Here is a 17,078-nt window from a genome sequence, read left to right on the forward strand (position 1 = left end):
TGGAAGCAGGTTTCGCAAGGGTTGGACCGGGCCCTACTGAAGTAGCTTCTTGGTCGGGGTATTGCTCGGCAAGCAAGGCAAATATTGAGTTGCCGCAAAGACAAACTCATCCGGACGCTTCACGTATGTGGTCTGGCGATGCGCTTTAGTGCGGTTGACGGCATCCCCAATTCTTTGCAGCCCCGCGTCTAAAGCCTTGCTTTCGTTCGGCTGATCGCGAAACCTGCGAGCCACCTCAAATCCGATCGGGAAATAGGCTTGGCTCACAATACTCCGGACGTATCGCAACTGATCGCACAGCTTTCTCTCACTGAGAAAGTGCGGATGCTTTCGGGCGATCTCGAATTCTGGGACGGCATGCAACAGCTGACTCGTGAGGACTATTACCACAAGCACGCATTTCCTGTTGCTGCGAATGAGCGTTTGAGGATTCCAGGTCTGAATTTCATCGACGGCCCGCGTGGCGTTGTGGTGTTTGGTGGGGCAACGATGTTCCCAGTCACCATGGCGCGCGGCGCAACTTGGAATCCAGAACTTGAGGCCGAGATAGGCGATGCTCTTGGCAGGGAACTGCGCCTCCTGGGTGGCAATTTGACAGGCGCCGTTTGTATCAATCTGTTGCGCCATCCGGCATGGGGCCGAGCGCAGGAGACCTATGGCGAAGACACCCACCATCTTGGCGTGATGGGAGCCGCGCTCACCCGCGGCATTCAACGCCATGCTATTGCCTGTGTGAAGCATTATGCTCTGAATTCCATGGAGAACGCCCGTTTTCAGGTCGATGTGACCATCGATGATCGTTCGCTTCATGAAGTTTACCTGCCGCATTTCAAAGCCTGCGTGGATGCGGGGGCACAGTGCTTCATGAGTGCATACAACTCGGTCAATGGTGAGTGGGCGGGGCAAAACAAAGTCCTGCTTGATGACATTTTGCGCGAGCGTTGGGGGTTTGACGGTTTTGTCATCACCGATTTCATATTCGGCGTTCGCGATGGAGAGAAAGCGATTGAGGCGGGGCTCGATCTGGAAATGCCGTTTCCCATGGTTTGGGGGAAGTACCTTGAGGCAATGGTCACGGATGGCCGCGTGGACGAGGCGCTGCTCGATCGGGCCCTGGAACGCGCTATCGCCCCGCAATTCGAGTTGCCACCGATTGATGAGTATGATCCGGACGATCTGGGCTGTGAAAAGCACAAGGCTCTGGCGCGTGAGGCTGCGGTGCAGTCGATCACTTTGCTCAAGAACGACGATGCCATCCTTCCCCTTCGCCCTCACACTCGTGTCGTGATGCTTGGAGACTTGGCGGCCAGGTCTACTCTCGGGGATCGCGGATCCTCCGATGGTCGCCCAGACCACGCGGTGCACCCGCATGAGGGCATGCAGGCCGCGGCCAAAAGTGACGTAACGCAATATGACACGCTTGATAGCGCAGAAGCTGATCAGGCGGTGCGCGATGCAGAGGCAGTGTTGGTGGTGGTCGGCAACACTTACCGAGAGGAGGGTGAGTATATCGCGCCGCTTTCCAACCTTGCCAAGCTGTCGGAGAACTTCCCACCACCTCCAAAGCTGCATTGGTTGTTCGGCAAGCGCTTTATGCGCCCTGTCTGGACACGGATTGTTAAGGCCGTGCTTGGCTTCGCGTCGCGCTCCCAGCGCAAGCAGCTCGACACAGAACAGGGCTCCTTCGGTCGCGGCGGGGACCGGGTTAGTCTCAGGCTGAAGCCCGAACACGCGGAGTTGATCAAACAGGCAGCGAAGCTCAACCCTAATGTTATCGTTGCACTTGTTGGGGGCAGCGCGATTGTCATGGAGGAGTGGAAAGCGCACGCCAAAGGCATCATGATGCTGTGGTATCCGGGGCAGGAAGGCGGCCATGCGCTGGCAGACATTGTCTATGGCGTATGTAATCCTTCGGGCCGCCTGCCATTTTCGATCCCCGCCGATGAAGCGCATTTGCCATTCTTCGACAAGGATGCGACCGCTATCACCTATGATTTGTGGCATGGCTATCGCAAGCTCCAGCGCGACAAAGAGACGCCTGCTTTTCCTTTTGGCTTTGGCCTGTCCTACACCGAGTTCTTCATCGAGAATCTGGTATCCGATAAGACGACTTATGATCTTGAGGGCACAGCGAAGCTGACCGTCGAGGTCGCTAACGTCGGTGAGCGGGACGGAGAATGCGTAGTCCAGATCTACACGTCGGCGATCGGGTCATCAGTCGTACGCGCACCTCGCGAATTGAGTGCCTTTGCGCGAGTGCCGCTCAAGGCAGGCGAGAAGCGTCATGTTGAAATCGCGTTTCCTATCAAGAAGCTTGCCTTCTTTGACACCGCAATCGATGATTTCCGGGTGGAACCGGGGATGTACATTCTTACAGCTGCTCAGCATGTGGACGATGACGGCCAAGAACTGATCCTAGAAGTTGGCGCAACCCAGTGAACGAAACCGGCGGCACTCGAGCGGGCAAGACAATCGCCGTAGCGGGCGCGAGCGGAACAATAGGCCGGGCTGTTGTGCGCGAATGCGTGTCGCAAGGATACGACGTTGCAGCCCTCGTACGGAGCGATGCCTCCGCGCGCTTGCCAGAGCTTGACGGCGCAAAGACCTACATGGTTGATCTTTCTGATCCAACCGAAGTCGTGACGGCAATGACCGCCTTTCAGCCAGACATCATAATCTCCTGCATTGCGTCTCGCAGTGGCTCACCCAAGGACGCGCGAAAGGTCGAACTCGACGCGAATATTCACTTGTTGCTGGGAGCGAGCGGCCGAGGCGCATCCCATTTCATCTTGCTTTCAGCCATTTGTGTCCAGAAGCAAAAACTCGCCTTCCAGCGCGCCAAATTGGATTTCGAGGCGGCGCTTATCAAATCCCCAATTGAACATACAATTGTGCGGCCTACCGCGTTTTTCAAATCGCTTTCAGGGCAGGTGGGTAGGGTGCTTAAGGGCAAACCCTTCTTCCTCTTCGACGACGGCGAACTCACAGCATGCAAGCCGATAAGCGATGCTGACCTTGCTCGCTTTATTGTGAACCAAGTGGATAATCCTGCAGCGCGCGGTGCGGTTCTGCCCATCGGTGGCCCAGGCCCCGCGATCACTTTGAAAGAGCAGGGCGAATTGCTTTTTGAAGCTGCGGGTCGCGAGCCGAAATTTCGCTCAGTACCCGTCTTAATGTTCAGCTTGGCCGTTGGGTTCTTTACGCTGGGAGCATGGTTTTCTGACTGGTTTGCGGAAAAAGCCGAATACGCCCGGATCGCCCGCTTTTATGCGACTGAGAGCATGCTAGTGCTCGACCCGCTCACAGGCGAATACAGCGCCGAGGCAACGCCTGAATTTGGGGTAGACCAATTGTTTGATCATTACAGATCGCTGATCGAGGCCGCGAGATGACCGGCGGTGATCTTCTTTTTGCCGGCTTAAGTTGCGCTTTCTTTATGGCGCTTGTCGGCTGGATAAGTTGGCTAAAAACCCGCGGGACCGCAGATACGAAGGACGGGTACTTTCTCGCAGGGCGCGGGCTTGGCGCGACCTTTATCGCAGGTTCGCTTTTGCTGACGAACCTGTCTGCAGAACAGCTTATAGGGCTGAATGGCTCTGCCTATGGCTTTAACATGTCCAGCATGGGATGGGAGGTGACAGCGGCTGTGGCGACCATTGCGATGGCGCTCATATTCCTTCCCAGATATCTCGCGGGCGCCTTCACCACTTTGCCGCAATTCTTGAATGATCGGTTCGACCCCACGGTCCGTCGAATGTCGGTGCTTCTCTTTATGCTTGGCTACGGTCTCGTGACGATCCCCAGCGTGCTGTATTCGGGTAGCCTTGCGGTGATCGCATTCTTTGATGTGCCTTCGATGACGGGTCTGGGGGACTTCTCTTCTCTGGTGATGATGGTGATCGTCATCGGAGCGATTGGCTCGGTCTACGCCGTGTTCGGCGGACTTCGTGCGGTTGCGGTGTCCGATACGCTCAACGGTGTGGGGCTCTTGATCATTGGCATCCTTGTGCCGGTCTTCGGGCTTATCGCATTGGGTGAGGGCAGCTTTGGCGCGGGGCTCACGACCCTGGGCAGCGAGCATACCGAGAAACTCAACGCGATTGGCGGTGCCAATGACCCCACGCCCTTTGGCACGATCTTCACCGGCATGGTATTTGCGAACCTGTTCTACTGGTGCACCAACCAATATGTGATCCAGCGAACGCTCGGGGCCAAGTCACTCGCTGAGGGCCAAAAGGGCGTTCTGCTCTCTGGCTTCTTCAAGATCATGGTCCCGTTCATGATGATGATCCCGGGCGTGATCGCTTTCCATATGTATGGGCCGGGCCTCGGCGGCATTGATGAGGCATACCCGCGCCTCATCCGCGATGTTCTGCCGCTCTGGATGAGCGGGTTCTTCTTGGCCGTTCTGCTTGGCGCTGTGCTGAGTTCGTTCAACTCGCTTCTCAATTCCGCCGCGACTTTGTTCGCGCTTGATGTCTATGCGCCTGCGAAGGGCGGCGAAGTTTCCGATGCGCAGCTGGTGCGAGTGGCGAAGATTGCGAGCGTTGTGATCGCGCTGTTCTCCTTCGCGGTTGCGCCCTATTTGTCGCAAGCTCCCGAGGGTCTGTTCCAGCTGATCCGCAAGTTTACTGGCTTCTACAACATTCCGACGATTGTGATCGTGATGGTGGGCCTGTTCACCACACGCGTCCCGGCCTTGGGGGCGAAGATCGTGATCATTTTCCACATCACCGTCTATGCGCTGCTGACCTTTGTGCTGAACGAACAGGTCACGCTCCACTTCATCCACCAATACGCTGTGCTGTTTGTGATTGAAGTGGGCATTATGCTCGCTTGCGGAGTTCTGGCCCCGAGCAAGGAAGCTTGGGCGTTCACCCGCAATGAGAAAGTGGACATGACGCCGTGGGTCTATGCAAGGCCGCTGGCGGTGACGCTGTTTAGCTGCGTTGTGGCGACGTATCTGCTGTTCTCACCCGTGGGCGTTGCGAACGCGAGCGGACCGGGCGCGCTGTTCGGCACACTGATCGCGGCGCTGGTGATTGGCAATGCGGCCTATTGGTCGCGGGCGGCGGTTAAGCGATAAGGCTGGCAAGTACCCTACGTTGGCCTTCAAACGGACGGCGACCGTGCATCACTGCGAAATTGTCGATCAGCGCTACATCTCCCGCTTGCCACGCCAGATCATGGGTAAACTCATCGGCGAGCGCGATGGCGGGTGCCATATCCTCTGGAGTGATTGGTTCGCCCCCACCAAAGGTAATCGCCTTGTTCGGATCGTTGCGGCTATCGGCCCAACCACGGAAGGCGGCGATAAGCTGGTTGAAGAACGTCTTGCGCCCATCTGCCAGGGTGCGCATTGCAGGAAGGGCAGCGGTGGTGACGCGCAAAGAGCCATCTTCCAGCCACTCCCATGAATAGCCGAGTTCTTGGAGACGCGCTTCGGCCGCAGCCTCATTCCCGACGCTCAGAGTCGAGCGCCAGCTGCGCCCTTGACCAGAGCCCGCATCATCTGAGCCGGGCATCACGTTGGTGTAGCGAACCCCTTCAGCTTCGAGCCTTGCGACAAATGCGGGTGATTGCTCGGTAAGCTTCTCCAGCACCCAGTCAGAACGGCATAGTGGGGTCGCACCGCCAGAGCCCGGAGCAATCTCGCAATAAAAGAACAGCTTTGCAGGATAGAGCGGAGTCTGCGCCATCTCATGATGGAGGAAAATCTCGGTCGTGGGCGGGGCTTCATTGGCAGTGAAGACGCGCTCGGTGACGTTGGTGCGCACTGCGTTTGAGAGCGAGTCCTCATAGGTGAAACCCGCCTCGCCATACCCTTCAATTGCGGCATCGAAGGCGAGCGGATCAGGTACATCGAAACCGCGAAACAGCAGTGCACCAGCGTCAGCCAACGCCGCGTCAACCGCGCCCTTATTGGCAGAAAGAAACGCGGCAAGATCGCCACCGCCTGGAATTACACCGGGAAATTCTGACATCTCAGCCTCAGTCATAAATCGGGTGGAACCTCCCAAACGCGGCCTCTGCAAAGACACCGGGATCGTTGAAGCGGCGGTCTTGATTAAGCGCGGTGATCGCGGCCATTTCAACCGCGGAAAGCTCAAAATCGTCGATATCGAGGTTTTCACGCATCCGCTCGGGCTTGGTGGTCTTGGGAATGATCGACGTGCCCCGCTGAACACCCCATTTGAGGAGCACTTGTGCGGGCGTCTTCGCATGGGCCTGCGCTGCAACCATCACCGGTGCTGCGCCCAGCAGGCTTTCGCCTTGTTCGGCCATATTGAGCTCAAAATAGCTCTGCGCGCCAAGAGGTGAGAAGGCCGTTACGTCCATGCCATAGTCTTTGGCGCAGCGGATCAGCTTCTCTTGCGTCAAATATGGGTGGCTTTCGATCTGGAGGTGGCTGGGTTTGACGCTCGCGTAGGTCATCAAATCGTGGATCAGCGCGGAGTTGTAGTTGCAAACCCCAATCCGATTGACGAGGCCTTTCTCGACCAGCGTCTCCATCGCGTGCCACGTCTGATAGAGCGGAACAGGTGCGGGCCGCATCTCTGGCTCCGCAGCGTCCGGATTGAACAGCCATTCGGGCGGATAACGTTCTTCAATCGGCACATATTCAAGCGCGATGGGAAAGTGGATGAGGTAAAGGTCGAGGCAGTCCACTTGCAGGTCGGTCAGGGTCTTGCGGCAGGCTTCCTCAACATGCCCTGGCGCGTGGAAGGTGTTCCAAAGTTTGGAGGTGATCCAGAGCTCATCGCGCGTCACAAGCCCTTCAGCAATCGCGCGGGCAAAGCCTTCGCCGCTTTCAGCCTCATTGGCGTAGTCGGCGGCGCTATCAAAATGGCGATAGCCTGCGCGGATCGCTTCGACGACGGCGTTGGCGGTGTCCTCGCGCGGGATCTTCCAGAGGCCGAAGCCAACGGGGGGCATGATGCTGAGCAAGACTTAGTCCTCGAATTTGATATCTATAGGAAGGCCGGTGGCGATGCTCTCTTGGGCTGCTGCGCCGATCACGACCGAGCGATAGCCGTCGCGAGCATTAATCAATGGCTGCGTGTCACTCACCAGCGCATCGTGAAAGTGGCGCTGTTGGTAGTAGGTCGCGCCGTGGTGGTCGCCTGCGGCCAAGGCCTCAGGGGGCACGCCGATGTGCTCTTTGAATGGGCCAGATTTATCGCGCGGGGACCAAGTGACAAAGCCGCCGGGAAGCTTAACCTCAAGCTTGCCCTCGGGCCCAACTGCGCTGATCTCTTCCTGCTCTTCGGAGCCCTCTGCGAACATGCAAAGATCGAGCACCGCTCGCGCGCCGCCTGCAAAATCCAGCATCACAAAGGCGTTATCGATAATGTCCGGTGTCTCGCCATTATGGCGCTCATCCAGATGGTTCACATCCGCCGCGCCGCTTGCAAAAACCCGCACCGGTTCGTCGCGAAGGATATGGCGCATGAGATCGAAGAAGTGGCAGCATTTCTCCACCAAAGTGCCACCGGTGTTGCGGTTGAAGCGGTTCCAATCGCCGACCTTCACAAGGAAGGGAAAACGGTGCTCACGGATGGCGAGCATTTTGATGTCGCCAGCTTCGCCAGAATGCACCCGCTCGATGAACTTGGTGACGGGCGGCATATAGCGATATTCAAGGCCCACCCAGAAGAGATTGTCATATTCCTGCGCCGCTTTAGCGAGCGCCAAAGCATCGGCAGGATCGGTGCACATGGGCTTTTCCAGCAGCACAGCGCAGCCCGCCTCCATCACCGGCTTTACCACGTCGTAATGGGTGAAATTGGGCGAGGCGATAATCACCGCATCGGGCTTTGCGTTGGACAGCAACTCGCCCGTGTCTGCATACATTTCAGGGCTTTGACCCAGCTCAGCAGCTTTGGACATTGCAGCCATCCGCGAGCCGCTATCAGGATCAGCAATCGCCACGAGCTCAGCGCCCGGAACCAGCGCCAAGTTCGCCATATGCTCACGGCCCATCATGCCGCATCCGATGATCGCGTATCTGCGTGTTTCGCTCATGAAAGGAGCCTCTGGGCGGCGGTCATGCAATTGTCCAGATTGACGTTGCGGCAGGTGCCATCTGAGCAGAGCCTACCACGGGTTCACCCAGCCCAAACCCGCTTACGTCCACCGCGTGAGCCGAATAGTTGAAGGCGAAGAGATGAGAGGCGCTGCGGCGGATGCGGATTCCTTCGGGAAGGGTCAGGAGATCGAGCCCGACCTTTCCCGCAATACGCTCGACAAGCAAATCCAGAAGTGAGCGATCTGGCCATACTGCGCAGTAGCGTAGATTGCCATTGACAAAGACGACGCCACGCCCGTCATTAATGGCAAACTCAGGAGCTTGTTCAGTCAATACTTCCTCAAGCCAGCGACTTACGGAAAATCCGTTTCCAATGTAGGAAATATTGTTGCGAAGGCTCTCCACACGGGTCACTTTCAGATCGAGCAGGTCCTCAAGCGCGCCCGGAGCCAGATTATCGGGGATAGTCAGGCTCGCGCTTTTGCTCCCTGAACGCGGGCCGATCAGTACGGGGCAGGTGAGCGCTCCCAGTTTCTCAGCAAAGCCATCAGGCACAATCGGCAAAGTCGGAATGAACACCGCGCTGTAGCCATCCAGCGCTACACCTGCCGATACAATATCAACGTCCAGCCCGCGCCGCCTGAGCGCTGAATACCACTCGTACACCAGCTCCAAATAGCGGAAAGATTGCCCCTGTGGCTGAATGCCGCACACCCATGCCGCCTCGTAAGAGAACACCAGTGCGACTTTCGCCTGCGTGTGGGTCTGCTCTCCGATCTGCCCGATCACATCGCGCACAAGCCGTGCTTCATCGGCGGCGGGGGCATCTGCGCTATCGGGGCGAAGGAGCCCTGCGTGCATTTGCTCTTGTGCAAACGGGGCCTGCCGCCAGCGGAAGTAGCTCACAAACTCCGCACCGTGAGCCATCGCCTCCAACGTCCACAGCGCAACCATGCCATCCAATGGTGCCGGGTTAAACCGCGCCCAGTTTACCGGACCCGGCTGCTGTTCAATAATGCCCCAGCGTCCATCAGAGCATCCGCGATAAAGGTCATGGTGGAAGGCCGCGATATCGGGGTGACCTTGGCGAAAATACGCGCGCTTCTCCTCATCCGAGAACCAAAACTGCTCAAGGAAGCCCAGCGGGTAGCTATCCCATGTCGCCACATCGAGGTCCGCACCCACATCGTAGTGATCGAACTCGGTGAAAAAGCCCATGAAATTGTGGGTGACGTCGCGTCCCGGCGAGTGCTCGCGCAAGATCGCAACTTGCTCTGCATTAAAGCTCACCACTTCATCGGAGGCAAAGCGGCGATAGTCGAGCCAATGCGAAGGATTCGCCTCGGTTACGGTCAGATGCGGCGGATCAATCTCGTCGAAAGAGCGATACTCCATCGACCAAAAGACATTGCCCCACGCCGTGTTCAGCGCCTCAATCGTGCCGTAGCGAGTCTTGCACCACTCCCGAAAAGCCACAGCCGCAGCTTCGGAAAAGCTCAGCACCGTGTCATGGCAACCGTATTCATTATCGGTCTGCCAAGCCACGATCGCAGGGTGCTCACCATATCTCTCAGCCACAGCGCAGGTGATGCGCCGCGATTGCGCCCGGTACCCTTGATGCGAGAAACAATAATGTCGCCGCGAACCAAAACTGCGCGGGCGACCTTTTTCGTCAATCGCGACCATATCGGGCATTTGGTCGACCAGACATTTGGGCGGAGTTGCAGTCGGTGTGCACAGCATGACGTCCATGCCTGCATCCGCCAAGGTGTCTATCGCCCGGTCGAGCCAGCCCCAATCAAACTGCCCGGGATTGGGCTCAATCCGGCTCCACGCAAATTCACCAATGCGCACCAGGCTAAGGCCCATTTCACGCATTCGGCGCGCGTCATTGGCCCACATTTCTTCGGGCCAATGTTCAGGAAAATAACAGCAGCCGAGTTTCAAGAGAGCGTCTCCACCGTGAGTTGTCCAACGCCGCCAAAGCGTGAGCGCCAAACTCGTTATCGCCTTTGTTGAGTTCTGCAAACCATTTGCTCAGTGGGGCGAAACTGCGGTCACTTCCTAGAGCGCATTTACACATATAAAAATATCTTTATATGATGGCTTGACGATGGTTATCGATGCACTCTTTAAAGCTTTGGCAGACCCGACTAGGCTTCGCATAGCGCGTTTGCTTTCGGCGATGGAGCTTGCGGTCGGTGAGCTTGCACAGGTGCTGGGCCAGAGCCAGCCGCGCGTCTCGCGCCATGTGGGGATTTTGTGCGATGCAGGTCTTGCCGAGCGCAGGCGGGAAGGGAGCTGGGTCTTCTTGCGTGCGGTGAGCGGCGAGGATGCGGGCCCTGTTCTTGCCGCGCTTGATCGGTTGCTGGCCACTGCTGAGGCAGAGAATGGCGAGTTTGCAAAAGTATGCGTCGACGATCGCCGCAAGCTCGCTGCGATCCGCCATGCGCGAGAGGCCAATGCAGAACAGTATTTTGCACAGCATGCCAGCGAATGGGATGAGCTACGCGCGCTTCATACACCTGAGGTCCAAGTCGAAGAGCAATTGATCAAGGCCCTTAATGAAGACTCGCTTGGCTGCATGCTCGATATCGGCACCGGAACCGGTCGGATGGCGGAGCTGTTTGCGGATCACGCGGATCACATCAATGCGCTGGATAAGAATGTCGAGATGTTGCGGGTCGCGCGGGCGAAATTGCAACACTTGCCGGCCAGCAAAGTCGATCTGGTGCAAGGCGATTTTGCCGATCTTCCCTTCGCTGCCGCGAGCTTCGACACTGTATTGCTGCACCAAGTGCTCCACTTCGCGCCAGACCCCGCGATCCCGCTCACCGAAGCAGCGCGGGTCACAAAGGCGGGTGGACGGATCGCGATTGTCGACTTTGCCGCTCACGAGCATGAAGAGCTGCGTGACCGCCACCAGCACGCACGGCTCGGCTTTACCGACGATCAGATGCGTGCACTTTTGAGAGCCGCCGGTTTCACTCCGGAAAAACCCCATGCGTTGGATGGCGGCGAGCTTGTTGTGAAGATCTGGATTGGTAAGAGACCCAATGATCCTCTGGGCGCAGTACCTGACTCCGCGCTCGACACCCCCGCAAAGAAGCTTGAACTATGACCCCGACCCTGAACCAAATGCACGAAGCGCGGACCGCGCTTGATAGCCCGCTTTTCTCCGATCTTCCCGGCGATATTGACATCAGCTTCGAGTTCTTCCCGCCCAAGACGGAAAAGATGACGCAGACTCTGCAGGACAGCGTTGCAACCTTGCAGCCGCTGGGCCCGCGCTTTGTATCCGTGACATACGGCGCAGGGGGTTCCACGCGCGAACGCACGCACTCCGAAGTTGTGCGGGTGCAGAACGAAACCAACATTCCCGCTGCTGCCCACCTCACTTGCGTGAACGCGACCAAGGAAGAAGTGGACGCGGTGGCCCGGCATTATTGGGAAAGCGGCATTCGCCACATCGTGGCTCTGCGCGGGGACTCTCCTGATGGCGGTGCTTATAAGCCGCATCCGGGCGGCTATGCCAATGCCGTGGAACTGATCGCGGGATTGAAAGAGGTTGCCGATTTCGAAATCTCTGTCGCGGCTTATCCAGAGGTTCACCCCGACAGCCCAGATGCGCAAACCGATATCGACAATCTGAAGGCGAAATTTGACGCAGGTGCGGACCGTGCGATCACGCAGTTCTTCTTCGATCCAGAATGCTTCTTCCGCTTCCGCGATGAGGCGTCGGCGGCCGGGATTGATGCGGAAATTGTGCCGGGAGTGATGCCAGTGATGAGCTTTGCTGCGGTTCAAAGGATGTCGGGGCTTTGCGGGACTTCAATCCCTTCATGGATGGAAGGGCTTTTCGATGGCCTCGACGAACGCCCAGCGGCGCGCCAATTGGTGAGCGCCACGATCGCGGCTGAATTGTGTCGCAAGCTTTATGCAGGCGGTGTGCGTCAGTTTCACTTCTACACGCTGAACCGCGCAGAACTCAGCTATGCGATCTGCCATATGCTCGGCAAACGGCCCCCAGAATGGAAAGCAGGAGACGCCGCATGAATTATGCTGCAACCGCACGCGAGCGCCTGAACGAGGCGGCCAAGACCCGCATTCTGGTTAAGGATGGGCCATATGGGACCGCGATCCAGAACGAGAAACTCTCGGAAGAGCAATACACTGGCGACACTGGCCTAACGATGGATCAGAAGGGCAATAATGACCTGGTGAACCTGACCCAACCGCAGGTGATACGCAAAATCTGCGACAGCTATATCGCTTCGGGGGCGACGCTGCTTGCGACCAACACTTTCAACGCAAACCAGATCAGTCAGGCCGATTATGGCGCGGAGAATTTGGTGCGTGAGATCAATATTTCCGCCGCCAAAGTGATCCGCGAAGCGTGCGAAGAAGCAACCGCCAAAGATAGTCTGCCTCGGTTTGTGTGCGGCGCGATGGGGCCGACCAATAAGACGCTGTCCTTGTCGCCCGATGTCGAAGACCCCGGCTTTCGTGAGGTTGATTTTGACGAGGTCAAAGCGATCTACCGCGAACAGGCCGATGCTCTGATCGAAGGGGGATGTGATTTCATCTTGATTGAAACCGTGTTCGACACGCTCAATTGCAAAGCCGCAATTATGGCGGTGAAGGAGATTGAGATGGAGCGCGGCCATGATGTACCGCTTCTGATCTCTCTGACGCTAACCGATATGTCGGGCCGCAATCTCTCGGGCCACACGGTCGAGGCGTTCTGGCACACGGTGCGCCACGCAAAGCCAGCGGCGATTGGCCTCAACTGCAGCTTTGGCGCAGAGCAACTTCGCCCGCATGTGCAACTGCTTTCTGGCATCGCGGATACGCTTTTGCTCGCTTACCCGAATGCGGGGCTTCCCAATGAGCTTGGCGAATATGACGAGCTTCCAGCGACCACGGCGGAGCTTGTCGGGCGCTGGGCAGAGGCAGGACAGGTCAATATTCTGGGCGGTTGTTGCGGGATTACGCCTGAGCATATCGGTGCGATTGCCGATGCGGTGCGCGATGCCGACCCGCGCACATGGGAGAAGGCCGATCCGGTGATGCGCCTCGCCGGATTGGAGCCGTTCTCGTTCACCGGCACCAAGCCGAAGAGCTGCTGTGCAGCTGGTTCGTGTTCGGCTGCCTAATACAATGACAGCGCCCGCGGACCTTATTGCTATTCGCCCTGCGTTTGCGGAAGACGCCGCGCATCTTTCGCTAGTGTCCGATGCGACGTTTCTGGAGACCTTCGCGCAAGAGATTCCGGGTGATGCAATGCTGGCCCATTGCCGGGAAAAGCATGCGCCCGAATTTCTGGCGGCACTTATCCAAGGCGGCGCAAAGGCGTGGCTTGCTGACATCAATGGATCGCCCATCGGCTATGCCATTTTGATCCCTCAGCCCGAACTTGATGCCGCTCAAGAAGGCGATGTGGAGCTTAAAAAGATTTACGTGCTCTCCCGTTTTCAAGGAACCGGCGCGGCGCAGCGTTTGTTCGCCGAAGTGCTCGGCGCTGCGGTAGGCAGCAAACGCCTGCTCCTAGGGGTGAAAGACGACAACCACCGCGCCATCGCATTCTACAAGCGCCAGGGCTTTCAAATCATCGGCACCCGCCAGTTTAACGTAGGCGGGAAACTCTACGACGATTACGTCTTCGCCCGCGACCTCGCTTGCGACCATTCTCTGGAAACCCCTCAATGACCGCTCAATCTGCCTCTAACTTCATCAACATCGGTGAGCGCACCAATGTGACCGGCTCTGCGCGGTTCAAAAAGCTCATCATGGCCGATGACTATGCAACCGCCGTCGAGGTTGCTCGCAGCCAAGTTGAGAACGGTGCGCAAGTGATCGACGTCAACATGGATGAAGGCCTGCTCGACGCGAAGCACGCCATGACGACCTTCCTCAAATTGATCGCAGCAGAGCCCGATATCGCTCGCGTTCCGGTGATGATCGACAGTTCCAAATGGGATGTGATCGAGGCCGGGCTCAAATGCGTGTCCGGCAAACCCATCGTCAATTCGATCAGCATGAAAGAGGGCGAGGAAGAGTTCCTCAAACATGCGCGTCTGTGCATGAACTATGGCGCGGCGGCAGTCGTCATGGCGTTCGATGAGGTTGGGCAGGCCGACACAAAAGAGCGCAAGGTCGAGATTTGCAAACGCGCCTATGACCTTCTCACTGGCATCGGTTTTCCGCCCGAAGACATCATCTTTGACCCCAACGTCTTTGCTGTCGCGACTGGGATTGAAGAGCACGATCGCTATGGTCTCGACTTCATCGAAGCATGCCAAGAGATCAAAGAACAATGCCCCCACGCCAAAACGTCTGGCGGGCTTTCTAATCTCTCCTTCTCTTTCCGCGGGAATGAGACGGTGCGCCGGGCGATGCACTCGGTCTTTCTCTATCACGCCATCCCTGCCGGGCTCGATATGGCGATCGTCAACGCAGGGCAGCTTGACGTTTACGACACCATCGACCCCGTGCTGCGCGAGGCATGCGAAGAAGTAATCTTGATGCGCAAGCCCAAGGCATTGGGTGCCAAGGATGATGGTGACGCGGACAGCGCCACAGAAAAGCTCATCAACCTAGCCGAAAGCTTCAAGGGCAAGAGCAAGGAAGACGACAAACAAGCGGCCGAATGGCGCGGCTGGGAAGTCTCCAAACGTCTCGAACATGCGCTGGTCAAAGGGATTGATGCGCATATTGTCGATGACACGGAAATCATGCGTCAAGAGATTTTTGAGGCCGGCGGTCGCCCGATTGAGGTGATCGAAGGCCCGCTGATGGACGGCATGAACGTTGTTGGCGACCTGTTCGGCTCGGGCAAAATGTTCCTGCCTCAAGTGGTCAAATCCGCGCGCGTGATGAAGAAGGCGGTCGCCCACCTCATCCCCTATATCGAGGAGGAAAAGCTGCTCCTGCCGGAGGTCGAACGCTCCTCCAAAGGCACCATCATCATGGCCACCGTCAAAGGCGATGTGCACGATATCGGCAAGAATATCGTGGGCGTCGTTTTGCAATGCAACGGCTATGAAGTGGTCGACCTTGGCGTGATGGTGCCGTGGCAGGACATCCTCAAGGCGGCGAACGATCACAGTGCCGATATGATCGGGCTCTCAGGCCTTATCACGCCCAGCTTGGATGAGATGGTGACGGTCGCCGAAGAGATGCAAGGTGCAGGCATGACGATGCCGCTGCTCATCGGCGGGGCCACCACCAGCCGCGTGCACACCGCTCTAAAAATCGATCCGGTCTATGACGGTCCCGTGATCCATGTGCTTGATGCAAGTCGCGCCGTAGGTGTCGCCTCCAAGCTGCTGTCAGACACTTTGCGCGACCCCTTCGTTGAGGAAACCGCGGAGGAATACGAGAAGGTCCGCGTTGCTCGCGCTGGTAAGAGCGAAAAGGCGCTGCTGCCTTTGAAAGAAGCGCGCGGCAATTTCTATGATGCTTTCCTCAGCGACAAGCCCGCGCCGCCGTTGCAGCCGGGTGATCATCTGTTCGAGGAATGGCCGCTTGAGGATCTGGTGGAGACCTTCGATTGGACCCCGTTCTTTCGCGCGTGGGAGCTCCACGGCGTTTACCCGCGCATCCTTGATGATGAGGTGGTGGGCGAGGCCGCGCGCAATCTCAAAGCCGATGCCGATGCGATGCTGGAGCAGATCGTGTCGGAGAAATGGCTCACCGCAAAGGCAGTCGTGGGTCTGTGGCCCTGCGCCCGTGCACATGATTGCCGCGACGATGTGATGATCCATCTGGAGGAAGAACAGCACATCCGCATGCCGTTCCTTCGTCAACAAGTGATCAAGAGCCGCGACCGGGCGAATATGTGCCTTGCCGATTTCATTGATCCAGCAGGCGATTGGATGGGCGGTTTTGTTGTCGGCATCCACGGGATAGAACCCCACATCGAACGTTTCCGTGCGGATAAGGACGACTATTCCGACATTCTCCTGAAAGCGCTCGCCGACCGGTTTGCCGAAGCTATGGCCGAGCGGCTGCACCAGCATGTGCGCACTGACCTGTGGGGCTATGCACCGGGTGAGCAGCTCACCAATCAGGCGCTGATCAAAGAGCAATATCGCGGTATCCGTCCAGCACCTGGTTATCCCGCTGTGCCGGACCATTCGCTCAAGCCGATTCTCTTTGACATGTTGGATGCTGAGGCAAAAATAGGTGTCTCCCTGACAGAAAGCTTCGCCATGTACCCAACTGCGGCCGTAAGCGGGCTCTATTTTGGACACCCTGAATCGCAGTATTTTGGGGTGGCAAAAATCGGCCGTGACCAGCTTGAGGACTATGCGATGAGGCGCGGGGTTGACGTGGCCATCGCGGAACGTTGGCTTCGGCCAAACCTCTAAGGCGCTCTCAGCGGGTGGAAAATACAACTCTGCGAGGGCAGTGCGGGATAAATATGCCCGTGCTTCCCCCCCAAATTATGGTTTGTCTGTCGCTTTGCCCCAATTAGGCACAGCTCGGCTTTTTGCCCGCCGACCAAGCCTGCGTGGCACAAAACGGCTCGACAGTTTTGCAAAGATGAGCAATAAACGAACAAATAAAGTTACCGATGCGTTAGGGCTATCCGTTGGATAGAGGGGGTTAAAAGATGATTCGCAGTCTCGCTGTGGCGTTGGGATTGGTATGCGCGCTTGGCGCGTCACCTGCCATGGCTCAGGATTTGGTCCACACTCCAATAAGCCCCACTTTCGGTGGTAATCCATTCAATTCGAATCATATCTTGGGCATTGCAAATGCTCAGAATGACACAACGGATCCCGATGCGGTTGATCGCAGTGACCAATCGAGCATCTTTGCGCGTCAGCTCGAATCGCGGCTTCTTTCTGCACTGTCGTCGCAAATCGTCGACGCAATCTTCGGGGATAACCCGCAAGAGCAGGGCACCATCACATTCGGCGGGCAGACAATCGAATTTTTCCGCAGTCTGGATGAAGTCACTTTGATTATCCGTGACGACAACTCGGGTGAAGAAACCCGAATTGTTATTCCTCTGTTCATTGAGGTCAATTGATGCGGCGTG

General features: G+C 57.3%; 14 protein-coding genes. 9 read left to right on the forward strand and 5 right to left on the reverse strand.

Features of this window, described 5'->3' with window-relative positions; all coding sequences use genetic code 11:
- Positions 1-33 precede the first annotated feature (33 nt).
- Entirely contained in the window at positions 34-267 is a 234-nt protein-coding gene (locus Q0778_RS12485) for a hypothetical protein (RefSeq protein WP_298336485.1), read from the reverse strand.
- Here Q0778_RS12485 and Q0778_RS12490 point away from each other — a divergent pair.
- The 3 genes from Q0778_RS12490 to Q0778_RS12500 are packed head-to-tail and all read left to right on the forward strand — an operon-like array spanning position 259 to position 5,086.
- Positions 259-2,439 carry a glycoside hydrolase family 3 C-terminal domain-containing protein gene (locus tag Q0778_RS12490; RefSeq protein WP_298336487.1) on the forward strand — a complete coding sequence of 727 codons (2,181 nt, stop codon included), beginning with the start codon at positions 259-261 and terminating at the stop codon, positions 2,437-2,439. The genes Q0778_RS12485 and Q0778_RS12490 overlap by 9 nt on opposite strands.
- A complete protein-coding gene (locus Q0778_RS12495) occupies positions 2,436-3,392 on the forward strand; it encodes an NAD(P)H-binding protein (RefSeq protein ID WP_298336489.1) in 957 nt (318 codons plus the stop codon). The genes Q0778_RS12490 and Q0778_RS12495 overlap by 4 nt, the downstream gene beginning before the upstream one ends.
- Positions 3,389-5,086: a solute:sodium symporter family transporter gene (locus Q0778_RS12500; RefSeq protein WP_298336491.1), complete on the forward strand. Its 1,698-nt coding sequence runs from the start codon at positions 3,389-3,391 to the stop codon at positions 5,084-5,086. The genes Q0778_RS12495 and Q0778_RS12500 overlap by 4 nt, the downstream gene beginning before the upstream one ends.
- Here the strand turns inward: Q0778_RS12500 and Q0778_RS12505 are convergent.
- From Q0778_RS12505 to Q0778_RS12520, 4 genes are read right to left on the reverse strand one after another with little or no spacing between them, the layout of a single operon-like run.
- On the reverse strand, positions 5,076-5,999 hold the full coding sequence (locus Q0778_RS12505; protein WP_298301045.1) for a TauD/TfdA family dioxygenase: 924 nt from the start codon (positions 5,997-5,999) through the stop codon (positions 5,076-5,078). The two genes, Q0778_RS12500 and Q0778_RS12505, sit on opposite strands and share 11 nt — an antisense overlap.
- The gene (locus Q0778_RS12510) at positions 5,992-6,948 is read right to left on the reverse strand and encodes an aldo/keto reductase (protein ID WP_298336493.1); all 957 of its coding nucleotides are present in this window, start codon (positions 6,946-6,948) and stop codon (positions 5,992-5,994) included. Before Q0778_RS12510 ends, Q0778_RS12505 begins: the two co-directional genes overlap by 8 nt.
- Before the next feature lie 3 nt (positions 6,949-6,951).
- Positions 6,952-8,025, reverse strand: a complete 1,074-nt coding sequence (locus tag Q0778_RS12515) for a Gfo/Idh/MocA family oxidoreductase (RefSeq protein ID WP_298336495.1) — start codon at positions 8,023-8,025, stop codon at positions 6,952-6,954.
- Between the two features lie 22 nt (positions 8,026-8,047).
- Entirely contained in the window at positions 8,048-10,027 is a 1,980-nt protein-coding gene (locus Q0778_RS12520) for a beta-galactosidase (protein ID WP_366519547.1), read from the reverse strand.
- 115 nt (positions 10,028-10,142) lie between these two features.
- On the opposite strand from Q0778_RS12520, the gene Q0778_RS12525 reads away from it, so the two are divergent.
- The 6 genes from Q0778_RS12525 (at position 10,143) to Q0778_RS12550 (ending at position 17,069) form a co-directional block, all read left to right on the forward strand.
- Positions 10,143-11,150 carry a metalloregulator ArsR/SmtB family transcription factor gene (locus tag Q0778_RS12525; protein ID WP_298336497.1) on the forward strand — a complete coding sequence of 336 codons (1,008 nt, stop codon included), beginning with the start codon at positions 10,143-10,145 and terminating at the stop codon, positions 11,148-11,150.
- Complete coding sequence (metF, locus tag Q0778_RS12530; RefSeq protein WP_298336500.1) at positions 11,147-12,085, forward strand: methylenetetrahydrofolate reductase; 939 nt, start codon at positions 11,147-11,149, stop codon at positions 12,083-12,085. The genes Q0778_RS12525 and metF overlap by 4 nt, the downstream gene beginning before the upstream one ends.
- Positions 12,082-13,185 carry a homocysteine S-methyltransferase family protein gene (locus tag Q0778_RS12535; protein ID WP_298336502.1) on the forward strand — a complete coding sequence of 368 codons (1,104 nt, stop codon included), beginning with the start codon at positions 12,082-12,084 and terminating at the stop codon, positions 13,183-13,185. Before metF ends, Q0778_RS12535 begins: the two co-directional genes overlap by 4 nt.
- Before the next feature lie 4 nt (positions 13,186-13,189).
- Positions 13,190-13,738 carry a GNAT family N-acetyltransferase gene (locus Q0778_RS12540; protein WP_298336504.1) on the forward strand — a complete coding sequence of 183 codons (549 nt, stop codon included), beginning with the start codon at positions 13,190-13,192 and terminating at the stop codon, positions 13,736-13,738.
- A complete protein-coding gene (gene metH / locus Q0778_RS12545; RefSeq protein ID WP_298336506.1) occupies positions 13,735-16,401 on the forward strand; it encodes a methionine synthase in 2,667 nt (888 codons plus the stop codon). Before Q0778_RS12540 ends, metH begins: the two co-directional genes overlap by 4 nt.
- A 245-nt stretch (positions 16,402-16,646) precedes the next feature.
- The gene (locus tag Q0778_RS12550) at positions 16,647-17,069 is read left to right on the forward strand and encodes a curli assembly protein CsgF (RefSeq protein WP_298336508.1); all 423 of its coding nucleotides are present in this window, start codon (positions 16,647-16,649) and stop codon (positions 17,067-17,069) included.
- Positions 17,070-17,078 lie beyond the last annotated feature (9 nt).

It is taken from the genome of uncultured Erythrobacter sp. (assembly GCF_947502395.1).
GTDB lineage: Bacteria > Pseudomonadota > Alphaproteobacteria > Sphingomonadales > Sphingomonadaceae > Erythrobacter.